This is a genomic window from Geodermatophilus obscurus (assembly GCF_900143215.1).
Classification (GTDB): domain Bacteria; phylum Actinomycetota; class Actinomycetes; order Mycobacteriales; family Geodermatophilaceae; genus Geodermatophilus; species Geodermatophilus obscurus_A.
Window position 1 is genome coordinate 1 of the sequence record NZ_FRDM01000028.1, and the last position, 22,447, is coordinate 22,447.

Here is a 22,447-nt window from a genome sequence, read left to right on the forward strand (position 1 = left end):
AGCCTCGATTCACCGTCGGAAATCGTCGCCGGTAGCGGGTCCTAACGCACGAATGCCCCTCTGACCAGGGACGATGTGGCTTGTCTAAGGCCCATATCGTCCGTGCAGAAGGGCATCCGCTGGATGCGACTGTCTCACGGTTCGTCGGCGTTGTCGGCGACGTTCGATGACCCGAATCTCGTGTCGGTCGGCGGGCTGGCCCCGGTCGTCGCGCTCGCCCAGTCCTGCCGGCTCGGTGACCTGGTCGGCGAGAAGCTCACGCTGCAGGCCACCGGCGGGGTCAACGCCGCGCTGAAGGTGCCGGCGCTGGTGGCCGGGATGGTCGCCGGCGCGGACTCGATCGCCGACATGGACCTGCTGCGGCACGGCGGCATGGACCGGCTGTTCGCCGGCATCCGGGCGCCGTCGACGTTGGGCACGTTCCTGCGGGCCTTCACCTTCGGCCACGTCCGCCAACTTGACTCCGTCGCCGCGGCGTTCCTGACCGCGCTGACCGCGGCGACGCCGCTGCTGGCCGACGCCGGCCAGGTCACCTACCTGGATCTGGACGACACGATGCGCCAGACCCACGGCTACGCCAAGCAGGGCGCCGGCTACGGCTACACCAAGGTCAAGGGCCTCAACGCGCTGCTGGCCACGATCTCGACCCCGACCGCGGCGCCGCTGATCGGCGCCGCCCGGCTGCGGCGAGGAGCGGTCAAGTCCGCCCACGGTGCGGGCACGCTGGTGGCCGAGGCGCTGCGCACGGCCCGGGCGGCCGGCGCCGGCGGACCCGACCGCAGCGGGCTGGTCCTGCTGCGCGGGGACTCGGCGTTCTACGGCCACGACGTCATCGCCGCCGCCGGTCGCGGCGGGGCATGCTTCTCGATCACCGCCCGGATGGACGCCGCGGTCAAACGCGCGATCGCCGCGATCGCCGAGGACGCCTGGACGGCGATCCGCTATCCGCAGGCGATCTGGGACGCCGAGGGACAGTGCTGGATCTCTGACGCCGAGGTCGCCGAGATCTCCTTCACCGCGTTCACCTCCCGCCGCACGTCCGACCACGTGACCGCCCGGCTGATCGTCCGCCGGGTCAAGCGGCTCAATCCCGGCTCGGTGCCGGCCGGGCAGGGCGAGCTGTTCGCCGCCTGGCGCTACCACGCGGTGTTCACCGACTCACCCGAGCCGATGCTCGCCGCCGAGAAGACCCACCGGCAGCACGCGGTCATCGAGCAGGTCCACGCCGACCTCAAGGCCGGGCCGCTGGCCCACCTGCCCTCCGGGAGCTTCGCCGCGAACTCCGCCTGGCTGGTGCTGGCCGCGATCGCGTTCAACCTCACCCGCGCCGCCGGCGCACTGGCCTCGGCCTTCCACGCCAAGGCCACCACCGGCACGATCCGCGCCCAGCTGATCAGCGTCCCGGTGCGGTTGGCCCGTTCAGCCCGGCGGTTGCGGCTGCACCTGCCCCGCGACTGGCCGTGGCAGACCGCCTGGTCCCAGCTGTTCGACGCCACCTGCGGCCCCCCGGCAGCCGCCTGACCGACCATCGCCCGCAGGGCCCGACCGAAGACCGACAGTGGAAGACCCGGACAGACCGGCGGCCCACCCACGCCCAGTCGCGGCCATCAAGATCGAGTCATCCGCCGACAGGGACGACCAAGATCGACGGTGGATCGAGGTTCAGACGAACTGCCGGCTCAGCTGCACATGCCGGTTGACGTCCTTGTACAGCAAGTACCGGAAGCGACCGGGACCTCCCGCGTAACAGGCCTGCGGGCAGAAAGCGCGCAGCCACATGAAGTCGCCGGCCTCGACCTCGACCCATTCCTGGTTGAGCAGGTAGACGGCCTTGCCTTCCAGCACGTAGAGGCCGTGCTCCATCACATGCGTCTCCGGGAAAGGGATGACGCCGCCCGGCTCGAAGTTGACGATGTTGACATGCATGTCGTGCCGCACGTCGGTCTGGTCGACGAAGCGGGTCGTCGTCCAGATGCCGTGGGTGTCGGGCATGGGCAGAGGCTCGACCTCGCGCTCGTTGGTGACGAACGCCTCCGGCGGTTCGATTCCGTCGACGCGCTGGTACGCCTTGCGGATCCAATGGAAGCGAGCAGGTTCCGATCCCCCGTTGTGCAGCGTCCACGCAGCGCCCGGAGGGAGGAAGGCGTAACCCCCCGGGTGGAGGTGATGCTCCGTCTCCCCGATCGTCAGCCGGAGTTCACCGTCCACCACGAAGAGCACCGCCTCGGCGCGAGGATCGGTCTCCGGCCGGTCGCTGCCTCCGCCCGGCGAGACCTCCACGATGTATTGGGAGAAGGTCTCGGCGAACCCCGAGAGCGGCCGGGCGATCACCCACAAGCGCGTCCTGTCCCAGAAGGGGAGGTTGCTGGTGACGATGTCGGTCATCGTCCCCTTGGGGAGAACGGCGTAGGCCTCGGTGAACATCGCCCGATTGGTCGTGAGCTCGGTCTGCCCCGGTAGGCCACCTCGGGGGGCGTAGTACGGGGTGTTGGTCGACGTCATGTCGAGCGTCCTTTCGGTTGTGCCGCCGATGCGGCGTCGTGAGGGTGTCTGCTGCGTGGCTCGTGTCCGCCTCGGCTCAGGAGACGGCCGCGCGATTCGGTCGAACCCGATCGGCCTCCGCGCAGCCACGGTGCTGCGGAACACACCGCTGAGCGGTCATCCCGCCTGGGAGGTCACAGGTGTGCCACGCCGATGCCGGCCATCGGCGGCAGCCGGCCGCGCTGCCGTCACGGAGTGCATCCTGCTGCGCTCGGCGGCGTCGCGCATGACCCCTCGCAGGCACACACTGGTCGCGTGGTGGGCGGAGCCCACCGAACCGGCTGCCGCTGCTGTCAAGCATGGGTGCGTCGGGCCAGGCCCTGGAGCCGGGCGCGGTCGACGCCCGTCAGTTCGCTGGCTTCCTCCAACGTCACGGCGCCGCAGTCGACCCCGCGTAGGACGGCAGCCGCGAGCGCCTGGGCCGTCGCAGGCTCGTCCATGACCCCGCCTTCCACCCGGCCGAGGTAGGCCCTGATCCGCGCCGCCGTCGCCGGCAGGCTCGCCCGGAAGAAGGAGTAGGTGGCCAGGTAGCGGGTCGGTAGGTGCCCGGGGTGCATGTCCCAGCCCTGGTAGTAGCCCCGCTCCAGAGAACGTGTCACGAGCCGGGCATGCAGGCGCCAGGCTGCGTGCACCGCGTCCTGGTCACCCGTCGGGAGCACGTTGGTCGACCCATCGGACAGATGCACGCCGGTACCGGCGGCGGCGACCTGCATGACCGCCTTGGCGTGGTCGGCCGCCGGGTGTTCCAGACTCTGGGAGGCGGCGGTGACCCCGAGGGCGGCGCTGTAGTCGTAGGTGCCGTAGTGCAGGCCGGTGCAGCGCCCATCCGCCGCGGCGATCATGCGCGCGACGGTGGCGGTGCCGTCCGCGGCCAGGATGGCCTGCGGGGTCTCCACCTGGATCTCGAACCGCAGCCTGCCCGCAGGCAGAGCGTGGGCCTGCTCCAGCCGAGCGCAGACCTCGACCATGGCCTCGACCTGCGCCACCGAGGTGACCTTCGGCAGGGTCACGACGAACCCCTCCGGCAGGGCGCCGGACGCGAGGAGCCCGCCGACGACGAGGTCGAGGGTTCGCAGGCCGCGCCGGCGGGTCGGCGCCTCGAAGCTCTTGAACCGGATGCCCAGGAAGGGCGGCCCATCCTCGGCTCGGGCGACCGCTGCGAGGGCGGTGGCCCCCTCGCCGGCCGCCCGGTCCTCCTCCTCGTCGGAGCGCTGGCCGTAGCCGTCCTCGAAGTCGACGCGCAGGTCCTCGATCGGCTCGCGACCCAGCTTGGCGCGCACCCGGTCGTGGACGTCGCCCACCAGCTCGACGGGCATGCCGGTGGCGTCGGCCAGGACCTCCGTCGACGGGGCGTGACGGTCGAGCAGCTCCACGGCCGCTGCGCCCCACTGCCTGTGGGCGTCGGCGGAGAACCGGTCGGCCGGGATGTAGACGGTGTGCACCGGCTGCCGGGTACCGGGCCCGGGGTACCGCTGCTGGAGCTCCCGGTCGGCCTCGGCGAGCCGCTCGTCCAGGACGTCGGCGAGGACGTCGCTCAGTCGGGTCATCTGCGTGATCCCTCTCCCGTCGCGCCGTGCATCAGTCGACGACCTCGTAGGCGGGCACAGTCGAGCCGGGCCATGTCCATGCCGGCCTCGACCAGGGACCAGTTGCACTCGTAGGGGTGCGTGGCCGGCCCCACGGTGCTCACGATCCTCGCTCGCCTGGACACCGTGCCCAGCAACCGGGACGGCGACCGGTCGGAGTGCCGGCCCACCTCCGCGGGCGTGGTCACGGCAGCCGGTGTCCTGGTCATCCCAGCGCGAGGGTCCGGCGCAGCTCGGCCACGTGACCGGTCGCCTGGACGCCGTACATCGCCGTCTCCACCCGGCCCTCCGCGTCGAGGACGAAGGTGGACCGGATCACGCCGGTGACCGTCCTGCCATCGAGCTGCTTCTCCCCCCATGCGCCGTACGCCTCGCAGACGGCATGGTCACGGTCGGCGAGGAGGGGGTAGGTCAGCGCTTCCTGCTCGCGGAACTGGGCGAGCCGCTGCGGGTCGTCCGGCGAGATGCCGAGGACGGTGTAGCCGGCACCGCGGAGCGATCCGAGGTTGTCCCGGAAGTCGCAGGCCTCCGTGGTGCAGCCCGGCGTCATGGCCGCCGGGTAGAAGTAGAGGATCACCTTCCCGCCGCGCAGGCTCTGCAGTGACACCTGGGCGCCGTCCGCGGTGGGCAGGGTGAGGTCTGGGGCTGGATCGCCCGGTTGGAGTCGTCTCGACATCGCTCTCTCCTGGGTGAACTCGTGATGGCTGACCCGCACCGGGGTCAGACGGCCTCGATCTGCGGGTACTCCGGCCGCCACATCGCGGCGTGCACCTGCTGGACCGGGTCGTGCAGTTCGACCTGGGCCAGCCCCTCCGCCGCCGCGGCCTGAGCCACCGCGATGCCGACCGCCGCGGAGACCAGCCGCAGGTCGTCCACCGGCGGCAGCAGCGCGGACCCGGGAGCACCCGCGCCGGAGAGCTCGGCGACCGCGGCGGCGGCCGCGGTGAGCATGCCGGTGCTGATGCGCCGGGCCTTGACCACCGAGACCCCCAGCCCCAGGCCGGGGAAGATCAGCGCGTTGTTCGCCTGCGCGATGACGTGCTCCCTGCCGTCATGGTGCACCGGCGGGAACGGGCTGCCGGTCGCCACCAGGGCACGGCCGTCGGTCCAGGCCATCAGATCCTCGGGCAGCGCCTCGCACAGGGAGGTGGGGTTGGACAGCGGCAGGATGACCGGTCGGTCGGCCGAGGCCGCCATCGTCCGCACGATGGGCTCGCTGAAGGCCCCCGGCTGGGTCGAGGTGCCGATGAGGATCGTCGGCTGGGCCCGGGCCACGACCTCGGCCAGCCCGATGGACCCGTTCGGTCCGGCCCAGCCGGCCGTCTCGCCGGCGGGGCGGGCGTAGGGCACCTGGAAGTCCCGCAGCCGGGAGGCGCCTTCCTCGGTCAGCAGCCCGCGGCTGCCCAGCGCCCAGAACCGCTGCACCGCCTCCTCGCGGGACAGTCCCTCCCGCACCATCGCGTCGCGCAGCATGTCGGCGATCCCGATACCCGCGGTCCCGGCGCCGTAGACGACCACCCGCTGGTCGCGCAGCCGCGCGCCGCTGGAGCGCAACGCGGAGAAGACCGCCGCGAGCACGACCGCCGCGGTGCCCTCCATGTCGTCGTTGAAGGTGCAGATGGTCTGGTTGTACCGCTCGAGGATCCGCCGGGCGTTGCTCGCGCCGAAGTCCTCCCAGTGCAGCAGGGCGCTGGGGAACAGCTCGGTGACCGCGGTCACGAAGGCGTCGATGAACTCGTCGTAGCGCTCACCGCGCACCCGGGAGTGCCGGTTCCCCAGGTACATCTCGTCGTTGAGCAGCCGGAGGTTGTCGGTGCCGACGTCGAGGACGACGGGGATGACCCGTCGGGGGTGGATCCCGCCGGCCGCGGTGTAGACGGTCAGCTTGCCGATCGAGATCTGCACGCCGCCGACGCCCTGGTCCCCGATGCCCAGGATCCCCTCGGAGTCGGTGGCGACGATGAGGTCGCAGTCGTCGGGCCCGAGGCCGTAGTCGCGCAGCGCCCCCTCGATGGCGTCCGGCTCGTCGATGGACAGGAAGACCCCGCGCGGGCGGTTGTAGTCGTGGCTGAAGCGCTGGATGACCTCGCCGATGGTGGGGGTGTAGACGATCGGCAGCATCTCCTCGAGGTGCTCGGCGAGCAGCCGGTAGAAGAGGACCTCGTTGCGGTCCCGCAGACTGGCCAGATAGACGTGCTTGGCCAGCGCGTCGGGCCGGCTGCGGTACTGCTCGTACGTGCGGCGCACCTGCCCGTCGATCGACGACACCGCGCCGGGGAGCAGGCCGCCCAGGCCGAGCGCCTCCCGCTCGGCTCTGGTGAAGGCCGTGCCGCGGTTGAGCATCGGGTTGCGCAGCACGTCGTTGCCCCGGGCGCGGATGCGCGCGATCAGGCTGTCGGGCGTACCGACCAGCTCATAAGGCCGTTCGTACACGGGGTCACTCCTTCTGTTCGGTGTCCACCGGTCGCCGGTCGAGGATGGAGTCGGGCACACGCCGACACCTCCCCGCCCCGTGCGGTTGATGCGTGATCCGGGGCAGGTACGGGTCGGTGATGGTGCCTTCGAAGCCCCCGTCCACCCCCACCCGACGGTCTCCGACAGCGTCGGGTGGGGTGGACGGTCATCCCGACGGCCCCCGCGTCGGCACCCATCTCGATGGCCAGCGCGGCTGCCGCGATCAACTCACCGGCGGGATCGTGTTCGGGCACGGCGTGGTCGCGCTGTACGGCACCGGGCGCGCCCTTGCGGCGGGCCTCGGCGACGATCTCGTCGAGCAGGTGGATCGCCCGTTCGGCACCCTCGTACGCCAGGACCGAGTCGAGCGCGTCGACCCACTCTGCGTCTCGACCGGGTCCAGGTCCTCGAGCACGGGGAGCCTCCATGGTGCGAGCTGACTGCGCGTGGTGGGTGCTGTGGGGGAAGCGACCGGTACGGGACGGCGGAGCGGGCTCGGACGAGTGCGCTCCGCCGTCCCGCCGCTCAGCGGGGGGCGTCCGAGTCGCGATGCAGGTGCCGGGTCGGGGTCGGGTGGTCGGTGTCGGTGTGCTCGACCATGATCCCCTCGGCGTCACCCTCGAAGGTGGCGATCGCCGGGGCCTCGGCGAAGATCGGGCCCTCCTCGAGATGGCCCCGCCGCACGTTGAACAGCAGGTTGAGCAGGATGGCGGTGATCGCGGCAGCACTGATGCCGGAGTCGAAGATGACCTCGAACCAGCTCGGGAAGGGTTCGTAGAACTCCGGGACGGCGATCGGGATGACGCCCATCGCGAGCGCGGCCGCGACGATGACCAGGTTGGCGTTGCCGTCGTACTCCACCTTGCTCAGCGTGCGGATGCCGCTGGCGGCGACCGTTCCGAACAGCACCAGGCCGGCGCCGCCGAGCACGGGCAGCGGCACGACCGCCACGATCGCTCCGAGGACCGGGAAGAGTCCGAGCAGGAAGAGGATCACGCCGCTCACCGCGACGACGAAGCGGCTCTTGATCCCCGTCACCGCAACCAGCCCGACGTTCTGGGCGAACGCGCTGACCGAGAAGCCGTTGAAGACGCCGGCCACGGTGGTGGACAGCATGTCGGCCTGCAGACCGCCGGTCACGTCACGGCGGGAGAGCCGCTTGTCGACGACCTCCCCGATGGCCAGGATGTCGGCCGTCGTCTCGGTCATGATCACCAGCATCACGACGAGCATCGAGATGATCGCGCCGACGGCGAAGGTCGGTGTCCCGAAGTGGAACGGCGCGGTGAGCTGGAAGGGTGCGGCGTCGGCGAGGGCACCGAAGTTGGTGGCACCGAAGGGGATGGCCACCAGCGTCCCGAGCACCAGCCCGAGCAGGATCGCCACCCGGTTGAAGAAGCCGCCCAGGAAGCGGTAGATCAGCACGATGATCAGCAAGGTGGCCGCGGCCAGCCCGATGTTGCGCATCGACCCGAACTCGGGGCTGGTCGCGGGCCCGAGTGCCCACCGCATGGCCACCGGTAGCAGGGAGATCCCGATCACGGTGATCACGGTGCCCGTGACCACCGGGGGGAAGAACCGGAGCAGCTTGGTGAAGAAGGGCGCGAGCAGCAGGGCGATGGCGCCGGCGACGATGAGCGCTCCGAAGATGGCGCGGAGCCCCGCTTCCCCGCCCAGCGGGGCGCCGATGGCGAGCATGGTGGAGACGGCCGCGAACGACGTCCCCTGCACGATCGGCAGCCGGGCGCCGATCCGCCAGACTCCGAGGGTCTGCAGCAGCGTGGCCAGACCCGAGATGAACAGGCCGGCGCTGATCAGGTACGTGGTCTGCGCGGGGGTGAGCTCGAGCGCGGTGCCGACGATGATGGGCACGGCCACCACCCCGGCGTACATGCTGAGCACGTGCTGCAGGCCGTAGGCCACCATCGGCCCGGGCGGGAGCACCTGGTCGACCGGGTGCACGCCGGTTGCGGCCGCACCGGTGCGGCGACGCTTGTTCCACTTAGCCATCGGACGGTCTCCTCGGTCAGCGGTCGGTGTGGTCACCAGCCCTGGCCGGGATCGAAGGCCAGGCCGGGGGGAGGGGCGTCGTCACGGCGCACGGTGAGCTCCTGGAGCCCGTAGGGACGGTCGTCGGCGTGGAAGACCTCGCCTGCGTTCCCGATGCCGAAGCGCGCCAGGTCGTAGACGAAGTGGTGCTTGTTCGGGGCGGTGATGCGGATCTCGGCGATCTCCGGCTGCTCCTCGATCAGGGCCGCGCCGGCGTCGTACAGGGTCTGCTGGTGCGCCAGGCTGTAGTGGTTGGCGTAGGTCTCCAACAGCGTCTGAACGGCCAGGTCGTGGGACTTGCCCCAGTCGACGTCCTCACTCGTGTGCAGCCACTGGGCCCGCATCGAGGTCGCCATGAGCCGGTCGTGCGTGGGCGCCAGTGTCGTGAACCGGTCCTCGAGGAAGTCCGCGAACTCCGAGTCGGTGGTCTTGAGGATCCAGAGGTCCTGCACCCCGGAGACCACCCAGGTGGTGGAGCCGTCGTAGGTGACCGTCGCGGTCCGCACGTAGCGGCCGTCGCGGGTGAAGGCGTGCGGGTTGCCCAGCCGGGTCCACGGGTACATCTCGAGGTGCACCCGCGCATGGGTGATCGGCTCGGTGTTGTCCACGAAGTGGCGGGCCAGCCGGATGCCGAACGACTCCGGCTGGGCGACGACGTCGTCCTCCTTGGCGAAGGCGTAGACGGTGTTCTTCTGCGTGTCGGTCGGAAGCACCGGCGAGTTGTCGCCGGTCAGGTGCGGCGCGTCCTGCCCGCCCCAGAGCGCGACGCTGACGTTGTAGTCGACGATCTCGTGGGGGTCGCTGTCACGGAAGACCCGGACGACCCGGTTCTCCGCCTTGCCGTACTGGTTGTGGCCGAGGACGACCGCCATGGGGATCACACTCCTTGTCGATGAACCTTGTCTAGGAACCGCGGTAGGTGGAGAAGGCATACGGGCTGAGCAGCAGAGGAACGTGGTAGTGCCGGTCCTCGGTGACGGTGAAGGCCACCGTCACCTCGGGGTAGAAGCCGGTCTGGCCGGTGGCCGCGAAGTACTCCCCCGTGGCGAACACCAGGCGGTGCGCACCGAGGTCCAGTCCGTCGGGCGCGAGGTCGCGCAGTCGGCCGTCGACGTCGGTGACCCCGTCGCCGAGCGGCCGCCACTCCTCCCCCACACGGCGTTCGAGGGACACCCGCACCCCCACGGCGGGCTGCCCGGAGACGGCGTCGAGGACGTGCGTCGACAGGGAACTCATGACTGCAGCGACCTCTCCAGCCGCAGCCGCGTGATCTGCCGCAGCTGCTCGGCGACCTCGCGCTGTTCGGTCGCGGGGTCGTTGCGCAGCCGCCTGCGGAGCTCGGTGAGCATCTCCGCGGGTGAGCGGCCGGCCGCCCGGATCAGGAAGACCTGGTCGAAGCGCTCCTCGTAGGCGACGTTGCCCTCACGCAACGCGGCGCGGACCTCGGCGTCGGCGTCGGCCATGCCGGACTGCTCCTGCCGGGACCAGGTGGCCTCGGTGGACGAGCCGCCCACCCGCTGTCCGATGCGAGGGTGCGCCGCCAGCGCTTCGGACAGATCGTCGGGTCCGAGTTCCTGGATCACCCGGTCGCTGGCGCTCAGGAGTTCCTGCACGTCGGCGTAGGGCCGGCCAGCGGCCATGCGGGCGACCCAGGCGGGGGCCGCGCAGCAGGCGGCCAACTGCTCCTCGGCCTGGTCGACGGGCAGCGTGTTCAGCGTCCGGAGACCGGCCTGCAGTACGTTCACGGACCCGCTCACCGCGCACCTCCCGCCGGCAGGGCGCGGACCGCGTCGGGGAGTGCGTCCAGACCCTGGGTCGGCCGGCCGGGGAGGACGTCGTCGGCCGCACCGCCGTCCGGTCCGCCCTCCTGGTCCCCCTCGTGCCCGAAGGTGTAGGTCGGGCAGGACGGCGCCTCCGGCTCGATGAGGTTCTCCCGCTCGGCGAACAGCTCGTCGTCGGCGTAGAAGACGCTGCCGCCGAGGCTGCGCGAGGCCAGGTCGGGCAGGTGGGTGGAGTCCTGCACCGGCGGAGGAGCGGCCGCACGGCCGACCGGGTCGATGCCCACGGCATCGGCGCCGGAACGTCCGGCGGTCCGTTCCTGCACAGGGCTGCTCATCGTCAGGCCTCTCCTCGGGTCAACAGGTGGCCCCGCGGCTGGTGGCCGGTCAGCTCCTGGCCGCGCAGCCAGGTGCTGCGGACGACTCCGTCGAGCCGCCGGCCCGCGTACGGGGTGATCGGATTGCGGTGGAAGAGCGCGGTGGGGTCGACGACGAAACCGTCGTCCGGGGCGAAGATGCAGAAGTCGGCGTCGTGGCCCGGTTCGATGCGGCCCTTGCGCCGCAGCCCGGCGAGCTGCGCCGGCCGCTCGGCCATCCAGCGCGTGACGTCGACGAGGGAGAAGCCGCGCCTCCGCGCCTCGGTCCACACGTCGGAGAGGCCGATCTGCAGGGAGGAGATGCCGCCCCACGCCGCGGCGAAGTCGCCCAGGTCGAGCCGCTTGAGCTCCGGGGTGCACGGCGAGTGGTCGGAGACGATGCAGTCGATCGTCCCGTCGGCGAGCCCCCGCCACAGCTGCTCGCGGTTGTCCGCCTCCCGGATGGGCGGGCAGCACTTGAACTGCGTCGCCCCTCCCGGGATCTCCTCGGCCGCGAACGTCAAGTAGTGCGGACACGTCTCGGCGGTGATCCGCACGCCGTCCTGGCGCGCCTCGGCGATGAGCGGGAGCGCGTCGCTGCTGGAGAGGTGCAAGACGTGTGCCCGTCCGCCCGTGGCCCGGGCGGCCTCGATGACCCGGCTGATGGCGCGGTTCTCCGCCGCCCGTGGCCGGGAGGACAGGAAGTCGCGGTAGTCCCCGCTGTGGAGGCTGGGCGCGCGCTCGATCTCGTCGCCGTCCTCGGCGTGGACGATGAGCAGCCCGTCGACGGTCCGCAGGACCCGCAGGTAGTCCTCGAGGTCCGCGGGAAGCAGCGGGGGGAACTCCTCGACGCCCGAGTGCACGAGGAAGCACTTGAAGCCGAAGACGCCCGCGGCGTGCAGCGCGGTCAGCTCCCCCAGGTTCCCGGGGACGGCTCCGCCCCAGAAGCCGACGTCGACGAAGCACTGCCCCAGGGCGCTCTTGCGCTTCACCTCCAGCGCGGCCACGTCCACCGTCGGCGGGATGCTGTTGAGCGGCATGTCCAGGATCGTGGTGACGCCGCCGGCGGCCGCCGCCCGCGTCGCCGACGCGAACCCCTCCCACTCGGTGCGGCCGGGTTCGTTCACGTGCACGTGTGCGTCGACGAGGCCGGGGAGCAGCACGACGTCGTCGCCGAGCTCGACGACCTGCCGTCCGTCCAGACCCGACCCCAGCGGCTCGACGGCGGCGATGCGCCCGTCGGTGACCCCGACGCAGCCCGCCTCCTCGCGTCCGTTCGTCACCAGACGGCGAGCGCACAGAACCGTGTCGTACTGGGCCACGACGCCTCCTGCTGCGTGAGAAGTGGATGGTCCGGGGTCGCTCGCGTGACCGGCGGCCAGTGACGGGGGCTCGGCGGCGCCGGCCCTGCCACAGGTCTGCCGGGCGGGTCGAGTCGACCGTCCGTTGGCGAAGGACGCTAGGTCCGCGAATGTGACCGGGTCAACACGCGGTCCACGGATATACGAAATACTCCTCGGGCCCGAAGAATGGGGCCTGATCCCTTCGTAGCGGGTATCCGATATATCTTCCCGGAACCCCGGATCGGTGCGGCCCATCGCTTGACCGCGCCTGTCAGCAGGACTTACGGTCCGGGACAGCAATTCATCCGCACGAATCCGCCCTCCCGGCGCACCGACTCATGATGTCATTCCGGTCCTTGCGAGTCGGCCGTGCGCTCACATTCGCACCAATCAACCCCACGGAAGACGTGATGGTCGCTCGCAATCTCCGCTACGAGGTCAACTGCTCCATCCTGTTCGCCGAACTGCCCCTGCTGGAGCGCCCGGCGGCCGCGAGGGATGCCGGTTTCGACGCCGTCGAGTTCTGGTGGCCCTTCCCGGTCGCCGTCCCCTCCGACGCCGACGTCGACGCCTTCGTCGGGGCCATCCGGGACGCCGGTGTGCAGCTGGTCGGGCTGAACTTCTTCGCCGGGGACATGCCTGCGGGCGACAGGGGGCTGGTGTCCTGGCCCGCGCGCTCGCAGGAGTTCCGGGACAACATCGACGTCACCGTCGGGATCGGTGAGCAGCTCGGCTGCCGCGCCTTCAACGCGCTCTACGGCAACCGGGTCGACGATGCCCGGCCGGAGGAGCAGGACGCGCTGGCGGTGGAGAACCTGACCCTGGCGGGCCGGGCCGCGAGCCGTATCGGGGGCATGGTGCTGGTCGAGCCGGTGAGCGGCGCACCTCGGTACCCGCTGCGCACGGCGGCCGACGCCATCGGGGTGATCGACCGCGTCGCCGAGGGGACCGGGGTGACGAATCTGGGCTTCCTGTGCGACCTGTACCACCTGGCGGTCAACGGTGACGACCTCGACCGGGCCGTCGAGACCTACGGTCCGCGGGTCGCGCACGTGCAGATCGCCGACGCCCCCGGCCGGAACGAGCCCGGCACCGGCGACCTCGACCTGGACCGCTACCTCGACCAGCTGGCGGCCGCCGGTTACGACGGCTGGGTGGGGCTCGAGTACAAGCCCAGCGGCGCCTCCGCCGACAGCTTCGGCTGGCTGCACCGCTCCGCCGCCTGAGGAAGGTCCCCTACCCCATGAGTGCACCACCCCGACACGGAGGAAGTGTTCCAATGACAACGGTCGCCTTCATCGGCCTCGGCATCATGGGTGGGCCGATGGCCAGCAACCTGGTCAAGGCCGGCTTCGACGTCATCGGCTACAACCGCAGCCCCGAGCCGATCCAGCGGCTCGTCGAGCAGGGCGGGCGCGGAGCCGGCAGCCTCGCCGAGGCCGCGCGGGACGCCGACGTCGTCGTCACCATGGTCCCCGACTCGCCGGACGTCGAGGCGGTCACCACCGGTGAGGACGGGTTCTACGGGCTGGTCAAGCCGGGAACCCTGCACGTCGACATGAGCTCCATCCGCCCCGACGTGGCGAAGAAGGTGGCTGACGCGGGGAAGGAGCGCGGGGTGCGCGTCCTCGACGCCCCGGTGAGCGGCGGCGAGCAGGGCGCGATCGACGCCACCCTCTCCATCATGGTCGGCGGGAGCCCGGAGGACTTCGCCGACGGCCGGCCGGTCCTCGAGGCGGTCGGCAAGACGGTGGTGCACGTGGGCCCGGCCGGCTCCGGCCAGACGGTCAAGGCGGCCAACCAGCTCATCGTCGCGGGCACCATCGAGCTCGTCGCCGAGGCCATCGTCTTCCTCGAGGCCTACGGCGTCGACACCGAGGCCGCGGTCAAGGTCCTCGCCGGTGGCCTGGCTGGTAACGCGATCCTCGACCGCAAGGCCGCGAACATGTTGCGCCGCGACTTCAAGCCCGGGTTCCGCATCGAGCTGCACCACAAGGACCTGGGCATCGTCACCTCCGCCGCCCGCGAGGCCGGGGTGGTCATCCCGCTCGGGGCGGTCGTCGCGCAGCTCGTCGCCAGCCTCAAGGCCCAGGGCGACGGCGCCCTCGACCACTCGGCGCTGCTCAAGCTGGTCGAGCAGCTCTCCGGCCGGCACTGACCACCCACACCCCACGACAGGACGCGGGTCCGGCACACGGGCCCGGGGACAGGAGACCCATGCCTCGCATGAGGGCCATCTCGGCCGCCGTGCAGATCCTCCAGCGGGAAGGCGTGACGCACGCCTTCGGCGTGCCCGGAGCGGCGATCAACCCGCTCTACGCCGCGCTCCGCGAGAACGGCACCATCTCGCACGTGCTCGCCCGGCACGTCGAGGGCGCCTCGCACATGGCGGAGGGGTACACGCGGGCCAAGGCGGGCAACATCGGGGTCTGCATCGGCACATCCGGGCCGGCCGGCACCGACATGATCACCGGGTTGTACTCGGCGTCGGGCGACTCCATCCCGATCCTGTGCATCACCGGCCAGGCGCCGACCGCGCGGCTGCACAAGGAGGACTTCCAGGCCGTCGACATCGCCGCGATCGCCGCGCCGGTCACGAAGATGGCGATGACCGTGCTGGAGCCGGCGCAGGTGCCGCGGGCCTTCCAGCAGGCCTTCCACCTGATGCGTTCCGGCCGGCCAGGCCCGGTGCTGATCGACCTGCCCTTCGACGTGCAGATGGCCGAGATCGAGTTCGACATCGACACCTACGAGCCCCTGCCGGTCTACAAGCCTCAGGCCACCCGCGCCCAGATCGAGAAGGCCCTCGACATGCTGGCCGCCGCCGAGCGGCCGGTGATAGTCGCCGGCGGGGGGATCATCAACGCCGACGCCGCCGACTTGTTGATCGAGTTCGCCGAACTGGTCGACGTCCCGGTCATCCCGACGCTGATGGGCTGGGGCGCCATCCCCGACGACCACCGGCTGATGGCCGGCATGGCCGGGCTGCAGACATCGCAGCGCTACGGCAACGAGAACCTGCTGGCTTCCGACGCCGTGCTCGGCATCGGCAACCGGTGGGCCAACCGGCACACCGGCGGCCTGGAGACCTACACCCGCGGGCGCACCTTCGTCCACGTCGACGTCGAGCCCACCCAGATCGGTCGGGTGTTCACACCCGACCTCGGGATCGTCTCCGACGCCGCAGCGGCGCTGCAGCTCTTCGTCGAGATCGCCCGGGAGCGGCGGGCGACCGGGGCGCTGCCCGACCGCAGCACCTGGGTCGAGGAGTGCGCCGAGCGCAAGCGGACCCTGCTGCGCCGAACGCACTTCGACGACGTCCCGATCAAGCCGCAGCGGGTGTACGAGGAGATGAACAAGGCGTTCGGGAAGGACACCCGCTACGTCAGCACCATCGGCCTCTCCCAGATCGCCGGCGGCCAGTTCCTGCACGTCTACCGACCCCGCCACTGGATCAACGCCGGCCAGGCCGGCCCCCTGGGCTGGACCGTGCCCGCGGCCCTCGGTGTCTGCGTCGCCGACCCGGAGGGCACGGTGGTGGCGCTGTCCGGCGACTACGACCTCCAGTTCCTGATCGAGGAGCTGGCTGTCGGGGCCCAGTTCAACCTGCCCTACATCCAGGTGCTGGTGAACAACTCCTACCTGGGGCTGATCCGGCAGTCGCAGCGGGCCTTCGAGATGGACTACGCCGTGCAGCTCGCCTTCGACAACGTCAACTCCCCGGAGCTCGGCGGCTACGGCGTGGACCACGTCAAGGTCGCCGAGGGACTGGGCTGCAAGGCCCTGCGGGTCCACGAGCCCGACCAGATCGGCCCCGCCCTGGAGGAGGCCAAGAAGCTGCTGGTCGAGCACCGCGTGCCGGTGGTCGTGGAGATCATCCTCGAGCGCGTCACGAACATCTCGATGGGCACGGAGCTGGACGACGTCGTGGAGTTCGAGGAGCTGGCCAGCAAGGGCGAGCACGCCCCCACCGCCATCTCCGCGCTGAACCTCGACACCATGCAGCTGCTCGACTAGCGAAGGACCACCTCCTCACGCCTCGCACGCTCGGCGCGGGGCCCCTGGAGGGTGACCGTTCCACTCCGTTCCCAGATCAGGAGGGCGCATGCGCGTCGTGGTGGCGCCGGACAAGTTCAAGGGCTCTCTGTCCGCGCCGCAGGTCGCCGCCCACCTGGCCGCCGGGTTGGTGCACGCCGTCCCCGGCACGGAGGTCGTCCAGGTGCCGGTCGCCGACGGGGGCGACGGAACGCTCGACGCGGCGGTCTCCGCGGGTTATCGGCGGGTGCCGGTGTCCGCGCAGGGGCCCACCGGCGAACCGGTGGAGACCGCCTACGCCGAGCGGGACGGCACCGCCGTCGTCGAGATGGCCGACGTGTCGGGGCTGCGCCAGCTCCCCGGCGGACAGCTGGCCGCCCGCACCGCGTCGAGCTACGGCACCGGTGAGGTCGTCCGTACCGCGCTCGACGCGGGATGCCGGCGCATCGTGCTCGGCATCGGGGGCAGCGCGACGACGGACGGCGGCGCGGGGCTGGTGCAGGCGCTGGGCGGCCGCCTGCTGGACGCCGGGGGCCGCGAGGTCGGGCGGGGTGGTGCCGCCCTCGCCGCCGTCGAGTTGCTGGACCTCTCCGGTCTCCACCCGGCCCTGCGCGAGGCCGAGGTCGTCGTCGCCAGTGACGTCGACAACCCACTGCTGGGCCCGCGCGGCGCGGCGGCCGTCTACGGTCCGCAGAAGGGCGCCTCGCCCGGCGACGTCGCCGAGCTCGACGCCGCGCTGGCGCGGTGGGCGGACGCCGTGCGGGTGGCAACCGGCGTGGACACGGCCGATCGGCCGGGCGCCGGCGCGGCCGGTGGCGTGGGGTTCGCGGCGCTCGCCGTCCTGGGGGCGGAGCTGCGACCGGGGATCGACCTCGTCCTCGACCTCGTCGACTTCCGCGCCACGCTCCCCGGGGCAGGCCTGGTGATCACCGGTGAGGGCTCGCTGGACGAGCAGACCCTCCACGGCAAGGCACCCGCCGGCGTCGCCGTGGTCGCCCGCGCGTCGGGCGTACCGGTCGTGGCCGTCGCCGGCCGCTCGCTGCTCGACCCCACCGACCTGGCACCTACCGGGATCCGCGCCGCATACGCGCTGACCGACATCGAACCCGACCCCGCTCGTTGCATGAGCGAGGCCGGCCCCCTCCTGGAGCGGCTGGCCGCACGAGTCGCCGCTGACTGGGTGACCGACGACGACGACGACGACGACAAGGAGCCATCGCGTGACAGCACCAGCTGGGTCTGAGGGGAGCGTCGCCGTCCCCCTCTTCCTCAACGGCGAGGGCATGCGCGGGGGGCGGGTACACCCCAGCATCGCGCACTACACCTTCCTCGGTGAGGTGCGGACCGCTCCGCGTTACCGCTTCTACGCCTGCGAGGGTGGCTTTCCGGCCCTGTGGCCGGTCGCCGAGGGCGGGGTCTCCGTGCCCGGGGAGCTGTACGCGCTCCCACTGGAGGCTGTCCGCGACGAGTTCATGCCGGTGGAGCCCCCCGAACTCGAACTCGCCGTGATCGAACTGGCCGACGGGTCGGCCGGCCTGGCCGTGGCACTGCGTCCCGAGGTGCACGCTCGGGGAGAAGGGCTCATCGACATCTCCGACTCCGGTGGCTGGCGCGCCTACCAGGCGAGTTCGAAGCGTCGATAACGGCCCGGAGGAGGCACACTACCTGCCACGTACGCCAGCAGAGCGAGGTGGCAGGGGTGACCACGTTCCGACCGCAGACCATGCAGGAGGCCGTCCTCCAGGAGCTGCGGCGCCGCATCCACGACGGGGAGCTGCGACCGGGAACCGTGATCCGGGTCGATGCGGTGGCAGGAGCGCTGGGGGTCAGCCGGATCCCCGTCCGCGAGGCACTCATGATCCTCGAGGGGGAAGGCCTGGTGACGCACCGGCCGCACGTGGGGTTCACCGTGCCCAGCCTCACGGCCGAGGATCTCGAGGAGATCTACTTCGTCCGCGCGCTGCTGGAGGACGAAGCCCTGCGTCGGGCGCTGAAGAACACCACGGACGCCGACCGTGCCGCAGCCCGAGAAGCGTGCCGAGCAGCGGCGGAAGCCCTCGACCACGGTCAGGTCAACGCCTTCAGCGACACGGGCCGTCGTTTTCACGAGGCTCTGCTCGCCCCCTGCCGCATGCCGCGACTGCTCCGGCTGCTCGACGGCCTGTGGGAGGCGACCGAGAGTTATCGAGCGGCGAACAGCCTGGACAGGAGCGGGCAGGAGGGCCTGCAGGCCGAGCACCAGGTCATGCTCGACGCTTACCTCGATGGTGACGAGCAGCGACTGATCCAGGCGGCGGAGCAGCACCGACAGCATCTGCTCGCCGGCGCTCAGCTGGGCACGTGCTCCGCAACGGACACGCCCGCCGGCCAGACCCAACGAGGCGGATCGGATCTCCCGGCATCCTGAGAAGGATGGATGAGCACCCGCCGACCGATGAGGGCCGGCGAGGAGAGACTCGGCACCGCGACCAGTGCCGGGAACCGCGGGCGCGGCCAGCTGCGGCAGCTGGCCGCCGTGCGGGGCGTCGGCAGCGCGCTCCTCGGGCATCGGCCGGGTGTCAGCACCGCGGTCCTGTTGGTGCGGAGCGCCGCCCGGTGTGAGCCACGAGGTCGGAGAGCGCCGCCTGGTCGCGCTCAGTACCCGGTGGACGAGCGGGTCGCCGGCCCTGAGGGCCTCGTCGTGCAGCCGGAATGGTCCGGCGGGGTCAAGCGTCTCCGAGCCTGCTCCCAGAGGCGAGGACTGCCATGGGCCGCACTGTCGGAAGGCGCACCCCTGCCGCCACCACCAGGGCCCGGCGGTCTGCACCCGCCGCAGGCCACGATGGAGCAGAGCCCCACGGCCCCCGGATTCCAGGGCGGAGGCCGGCGTGGAGTCGCCGGAGACGATGACGACCACGCGCCCGTGCTCTGCTGCGATCAAGACCCTCGGTCATCGATCCGATCACCCACCGGGCGCCCCAGCGCAGCGGCCTGCGGTCGACGTCGCAGTGGACGCTCCACCACCCCACCATGGCCACATGGTGCGGCGGGCCCCAGATCACCATCGGACGACGCTGCGCGCTGCACCATCCGGAAGTCGCCGGCGTCACCGCTGAGACCGTCGACCAGCGGTCAGCGCCGGCGGTCGAGGACGTCGAGCACTGCGGCGATGTCCTGCACGTCACCCACCAGTCCGAGACCGGCACGTCGGCGACGCGAGGGCTCCAGCCTGGCACGCCGGGTCAGCCCGGCTCGTGCGAGCCCGACATCGAGGTGGTCCTCGTACGCGGGGCAGCCGAGGTCGGCGATGAGATCGACGTCGACGGCGTCCTTTTCGTCAAGATATGTAGTACTCATGCGTCTATTGAAGCCCGGGATTCCCGGTCGAGCAAATATGATGTCGGACACCTTTGGCAATGTGGCAAAGGGCACGACATCGCAGGGCTGGAAGTTGAGTGCGACAGAGACGGAGGATTGCGGACGTGAGACGAGGGAGTCGAGAGAAGCGCACCTGAAGACCTCCGATCCGGCTGAGAACGGCTCGGGGTGGCGTTCGCATCCGGCCTTCGCCGGAAACGGCGCATCGGTGATCCATCAGCATGGGTTCATCACCGAATCGGCTCCTGACCTGCAGTTGTGCCGCTGGACCCGACGGCGTTGGTTGGCCCGTCGCGGGCTGGTCGTGAACTTCTTGCGTGCTCTCCGATGGGCGATACAGGTTCCCTACCGCCGGTGGTGCCACCTCTGGTGGCCGATGCCCGCCCCAAGGCATGGACCACCCGTCCAGCATTCTATGCGGTGGTGGTCATCACTACCGAGATGAGCGCAATATTCACCAGAATCCACTCAGCGGGACGCTCCGCAATTCCGAGGACGTCTCCTGGACCATGCTTTCTGCACGCATCGGAGCGTCGTTCTTCCAGCGCTGCCATCGCCACTGGCCATCGGGGGCGGGAAGCACACCGGTTCGCGGGCGCTCGCTAGCGGGGAAGGACTGCACTCCCCGCTCGTCGACGATGTCGCTCGGAGGCCGCTGGGCTACTGCAACGTCGACGCGTACCGGAACGCCATCGAGCCGCACCCGTGGGGTCGAGCCGCCTCCACCGACGCGAAACCCGGTGCTGACACCCACAGCTCCACGGTCTCCAGCTGTGGCTCGCAGGTCAGGACGGTCGTCACACCAGTTCCTTCCTCCTGGCGTGGACGTGTTCCCAGCATGGCCGCGGGCCGCGTCGCGCCCTACGGCCCCGGTCGGTCAACTCGACCAGCGACCGGCTGCCGACGCTCGGCAAGGGCCGGGCGGTGGTCGTTCCAGTCCCCCCTCGGACACCGCGTCACCCCGGTGTTCCTGCAGGTCGAGAGCCGGGGTGTTCGTCTGTCGAGGCCAGCCGGGGCGTCGTGATGCCCGCGTGGTACTTCGCGCCTTCGGATCAGCCCTCGAGCAGCGCGGCGGAGCGGTCGTGCGGCCGGATCACCGGCAGTAGGTCCTCCCCCATCGCCTCGGGGGCCCGGAGCACCTGGCCGACGCCGCGGCGGGCGAACCGTTCCGAGTGCCGGTGGGTGCCGTCCAGGTGATCTCCTTCGTCACCGGAGCGCACGGGTCCCCTGGAGGAACGGACTGCGATCGAGCACCGGGTGGCCTGTCACAGCGCCCGATCCTCGACGATCGTCGATCCGCACCTCCTCGTCCACGCCACCCGCTCCTGATGCCGGGCTTGTCCTCCGCGAGTGCACCGACTCAGCGCCGGGACGCCGTGCACCGACGCAGACCAGGACCTCCGGGTGAGCCCGGGGGACGACCGCTCCGCCGCCGTCCTGGGCTGGTCGCACCCTCAGGCTGCACGGTCCGCAGGCCAGACGCTCTGTAGCGTCTCGCCGTGACCGTGGAGACGAACTGGGCCGGCAACCACACCTACCGGGCCGAGCGGCTGCACCGGCCGACGACCCTGGAGCAGGTGCAGGAGATCGTCGCCACCGCCCCGCGCATCCGCGTCCTGGGCTCGCGGCACTCCTTCACCGGCATCGCCGACTCCGCGGAGCTCCTCTCGCTGGAGGCCGTGCACGCCGCGGCGACCCCACTCGCGGGGATCGACGTCGATCTCGAGGCCGGCACCGTCTCGCTCGGCGGAGGGGTCAGGTACGGCGAGCTGGCAGAGGTGCTTCGTGACGCGGGGGCCGCTCTGCACAACCTCGCCTCACTCCCCCACATCTCCGTAGCGGGCGCCGTGGCCACGGCCACCCACGGCTCAGGTGTGGTGAACGGAAACCTCGCGACGGCCGTCGCGGCGATGGAGATCGTGACCTCCAGCGGCGAGATCGTCCGGGTGTCCAGGGGCGATGCCGACTTCGACGGGATGGTCGTCGGCCTAGGAGCCCTCGGTGCGGTCACCCGGCTCACGCTCGACCTCGAGCCCGCGTTCGACGTCGAGCAGCGGGTGTTCGAGGGGCTGGCCTGGGACGCCCTCCACGAGCACTTCGACGAGATCACCGGGTGCGGCTACAGCGTCAGCCTGTTCACCCTCCTGGGCGACGACGTGGAGATGGTCTGGGTCAAGAACCGACCCGACCGAGGCGGCGCCCCCGCCGGCGACCTCTTCGGCGCCGTCCCGGCCGCCGTGGACCGGAACCCGGTCATCGGCCTGGACCCGACCCCGTGTACCCCGCAGCTGGGTAGGCCCGGGCTGTGGTCGGACCGCCTACCGCACTTCCGGATGGGCTTCACCCCGAGCGCGGGAGACGAGATCCAGTCGGAGTACCTGATCCCGCACGGCTCCGCCGTGGCCGCGCTCCAAGCGGTGCGCTCCCTCGCCGAGCGCATCCGGCCGCTCCTACTGGCGTGCGAGATCCGCACCGTCGCCGCGGACCGACTGTGGATGAGCACCGCCTACGACCGGGCCAGCGTCGCCCTCCACTTCACCTGGAAGCCCGCTCCGCCCGCCGTGGAGGACGTGCTCGTCGACCTCGAGCGCGTCCTGTCGCAGTTCGCGGCGCGCCCGCACTGGGGAAAGGTCTTCCAGGCCGACGCCGCCGCGATCGCCCCGCTGTACGAGCGGCATGCCGACTTCCTCAGCTTGATCGAGCGGCTCGACCCGCGCGGTGCGTTCCGTAACGCGTGGTTGGAACACCACCTCCTGACGAGCTGACCGCGGCGGTCGCGCAGGTCGACGGACCGGAGCAGGCCAGTCAGCTGGACGAAGTCACTCAACCGGTCCCCTCGAGGACGGTCGTGCCGGGCATCGCTCCTGCACGCCGGTCGGACGGCTGAGGCCTGCCCGCACCACGTCGGGCCAGCGATGATCACCGCGCTACCGGACGACTGTGCCAGG

The 22,447-nt window shown here is 71.1% G+C and carries 21 protein-coding genes; 10 read left to right on the plus strand and 11 right to left on the minus strand.

All coding sequences use genetic code 11. From position 1 onward, the window contains the following. The first annotated feature begins 123 nt into the window (after window positions 1-123). Complete coding sequence (locus BUB17_RS19130) at window positions 124-1,521, plus strand: IS1380 family transposase (protein ID WP_072920322.1); 1,398 nt, start codon at window positions 124-126, stop codon at window positions 1,519-1,521. Window positions 1,522-1,662: 141 nt separating this feature from the next. Here BUB17_RS19130 and BUB17_RS19135 read toward each other — a convergent pair whose 3' ends face one another. From BUB17_RS19135 to BUB17_RS19155, 4 genes are all read right to left on the minus strand, one after another. Then, window positions 1,663-2,502: a bifunctional allantoicase/(S)-ureidoglycine aminohydrolase gene (locus BUB17_RS19135; RefSeq protein ID WP_072920283.1), complete on the minus strand. Its 840-nt coding sequence runs from the start codon at window positions 2,500-2,502 to the stop codon at window positions 1,663-1,665. A gap of 332 nt (window positions 2,503-2,834) precedes the next feature. After that, entirely contained in the window at window positions 2,835-4,088 is a 1,254-nt protein-coding gene (locus BUB17_RS19140; RefSeq protein ID WP_072920284.1) for a DUF6986 family protein, read from the minus strand. A 244-nt stretch (window positions 4,089-4,332) separates the two neighbouring features. Then, window positions 4,333-4,803, minus strand: coding sequence for a thioredoxin-dependent thiol peroxidase (gene bcp / locus BUB17_RS19150; RefSeq protein ID WP_072920323.1), 471 nt, complete (start codon window positions 4,801-4,803; stop codon window positions 4,333-4,335). A gap of 44 nt (window positions 4,804-4,847) precedes the next feature. After that, window positions 4,848-6,560: an NAD-dependent malic enzyme gene (locus BUB17_RS19155; protein WP_072920286.1), complete on the minus strand. Its 1,713-nt coding sequence runs from the start codon at window positions 6,558-6,560 to the stop codon at window positions 4,848-4,850. Window positions 6,561-6,739: 179 nt separating this feature from the next. Here BUB17_RS19155 and BUB17_RS19160 point away from each other — a divergent pair, with 179 nt between their 5' ends. Further along, window positions 6,740-7,021, plus strand: coding sequence for a hypothetical protein (locus BUB17_RS19160; RefSeq protein WP_072920287.1), 282 nt, complete (start codon window positions 6,740-6,742; stop codon window positions 7,019-7,021). 85 nt (window positions 7,022-7,106) lie between these two features. Here BUB17_RS19160 and BUB17_RS19165 read toward each other — a convergent pair whose 3' ends face one another. The 6 genes from BUB17_RS19165 to allB are packed head-to-tail and all read right to left on the minus strand — an operon-like array spanning window position 7,107 to window position 12,086. Beyond that, complete coding sequence (locus BUB17_RS19165) at window positions 7,107-8,591, minus strand: nucleobase:cation symporter-2 family protein (RefSeq protein ID WP_072920288.1); 1,485 nt, start codon at window positions 8,589-8,591, stop codon at window positions 7,107-7,109. A 32-nt stretch (window positions 8,592-8,623) separates the two neighbouring features. Continuing rightward, window positions 8,624-9,502 (minus strand): factor-independent urate hydroxylase, encoded by an 879-nt coding sequence (gene pucL, locus BUB17_RS19170; RefSeq protein WP_072920289.1) that lies wholly within the window; start codon window positions 9,500-9,502, stop codon window positions 8,624-8,626. 31 nt (window positions 9,503-9,533) lie between these two features. Then, complete coding sequence (gene uraH / locus BUB17_RS19175; protein WP_072920290.1) at window positions 9,534-9,866, minus strand: hydroxyisourate hydrolase; 333 nt, start codon at window positions 9,864-9,866, stop codon at window positions 9,534-9,536. Continuing rightward, window positions 9,863-10,375, minus strand: coding sequence for a 2-oxo-4-hydroxy-4-carboxy-5-ureidoimidazoline decarboxylase (uraD, locus tag BUB17_RS19180; protein ID WP_208983489.1), 513 nt, complete (start codon window positions 10,373-10,375; stop codon window positions 9,863-9,865). Before uraD ends, uraH begins: the two co-directional genes overlap by 4 nt. Window positions 10,376-10,383: 8 nt before the next feature. Next, the gene (locus BUB17_RS27475; protein ID WP_072920291.1) at window positions 10,384-10,746 is read right to left on the minus strand and encodes a hypothetical protein; all 363 of its coding nucleotides are present in this window, start codon (window positions 10,744-10,746) and stop codon (window positions 10,384-10,386) included. A gap of 2 nt (window positions 10,747-10,748) precedes the next feature. After that, window positions 10,749-12,086, minus strand: coding sequence for an allantoinase AllB (gene allB, locus BUB17_RS19190; RefSeq protein ID WP_072920292.1), 1,338 nt, complete (start codon window positions 12,084-12,086; stop codon window positions 10,749-10,751). Window positions 12,087-12,517: 431 nt separating this feature from the next. Here allB and BUB17_RS19195 point away from each other — a divergent pair, with 431 nt between their 5' ends. The 7 genes from BUB17_RS19195 to BUB17_RS26270 all read left to right on the plus strand — a co-directional run bounded on the left by BUB17_RS19195 (window position 12,518) and on the right by BUB17_RS26270 (window position 19,607). Then, a complete protein-coding gene (locus tag BUB17_RS19195; protein ID WP_072920293.1) occupies window positions 12,518-13,333 on the plus strand; it encodes a hydroxypyruvate isomerase family protein in 816 nt (271 codons plus the stop codon). 17 nt (window positions 13,334-13,350) lie between these two features. Next, window positions 13,351-14,265, plus strand: a complete 915-nt coding sequence (locus tag BUB17_RS19200; protein WP_072920294.1) for a 2-hydroxy-3-oxopropionate reductase — start codon at window positions 13,351-13,353, stop codon at window positions 14,263-14,265. Between the two features lie 68 nt (window positions 14,266-14,333). Continuing rightward, window positions 14,334-16,124: a glyoxylate carboligase gene (gene gcl, locus BUB17_RS19205; protein ID WP_244277384.1), complete on the plus strand. Its 1,791-nt coding sequence runs from the start codon at window positions 14,334-14,336 to the stop codon at window positions 16,122-16,124. Between the two features lie 88 nt (window positions 16,125-16,212). Further along, window positions 16,213-17,385, plus strand: coding sequence for a glycerate kinase (locus BUB17_RS19210; RefSeq protein WP_072920296.1), 1,173 nt, complete (start codon window positions 16,213-16,215; stop codon window positions 17,383-17,385). Next, window positions 17,363-17,785, plus strand: coding sequence for an allophanate hydrolase-related protein (locus tag BUB17_RS19215; RefSeq protein WP_083606444.1), 423 nt, complete (start codon window positions 17,363-17,365; stop codon window positions 17,783-17,785). Before BUB17_RS19210 ends, BUB17_RS19215 begins: the two co-directional genes overlap by 23 nt. An 80-nt stretch (window positions 17,786-17,865) precedes the next feature. Continuing rightward, window positions 17,866-18,549, plus strand: coding sequence for a GntR family transcriptional regulator (locus BUB17_RS19220; RefSeq protein WP_141243097.1), 684 nt, complete (start codon window positions 17,866-17,868; stop codon window positions 18,547-18,549). A gap of 602 nt (window positions 18,550-19,151) precedes the next feature. Next, window positions 19,152-19,607 carry a hypothetical protein gene (locus tag BUB17_RS26270; protein WP_141243098.1) on the plus strand — a complete coding sequence of 152 codons (456 nt, stop codon included), beginning with the start codon at window positions 19,152-19,154 and terminating at the stop codon, window positions 19,605-19,607. A gap of 944 nt (window positions 19,608-20,551) precedes the next feature. Here the strand turns inward: BUB17_RS26270 and BUB17_RS26980 are convergent. Further along, window positions 20,552-20,719 carry a hypothetical protein gene (locus tag BUB17_RS26980; protein ID WP_175561420.1) on the minus strand — a complete coding sequence of 56 codons (168 nt, stop codon included), beginning with the start codon at window positions 20,717-20,719 and terminating at the stop codon, window positions 20,552-20,554. 279 nt (window positions 20,720-20,998) lie between these two features. Here BUB17_RS26980 and BUB17_RS19230 point away from each other — a divergent pair, with 279 nt between their 5' ends. Continuing rightward, a complete protein-coding gene (locus tag BUB17_RS19230) occupies window positions 20,999-22,264 on the plus strand; it encodes a D-arabinono-1,4-lactone oxidase (protein ID WP_072920299.1) in 1,266 nt (421 codons plus the stop codon). Window positions 22,265-22,447 lie beyond the last annotated feature (183 nt).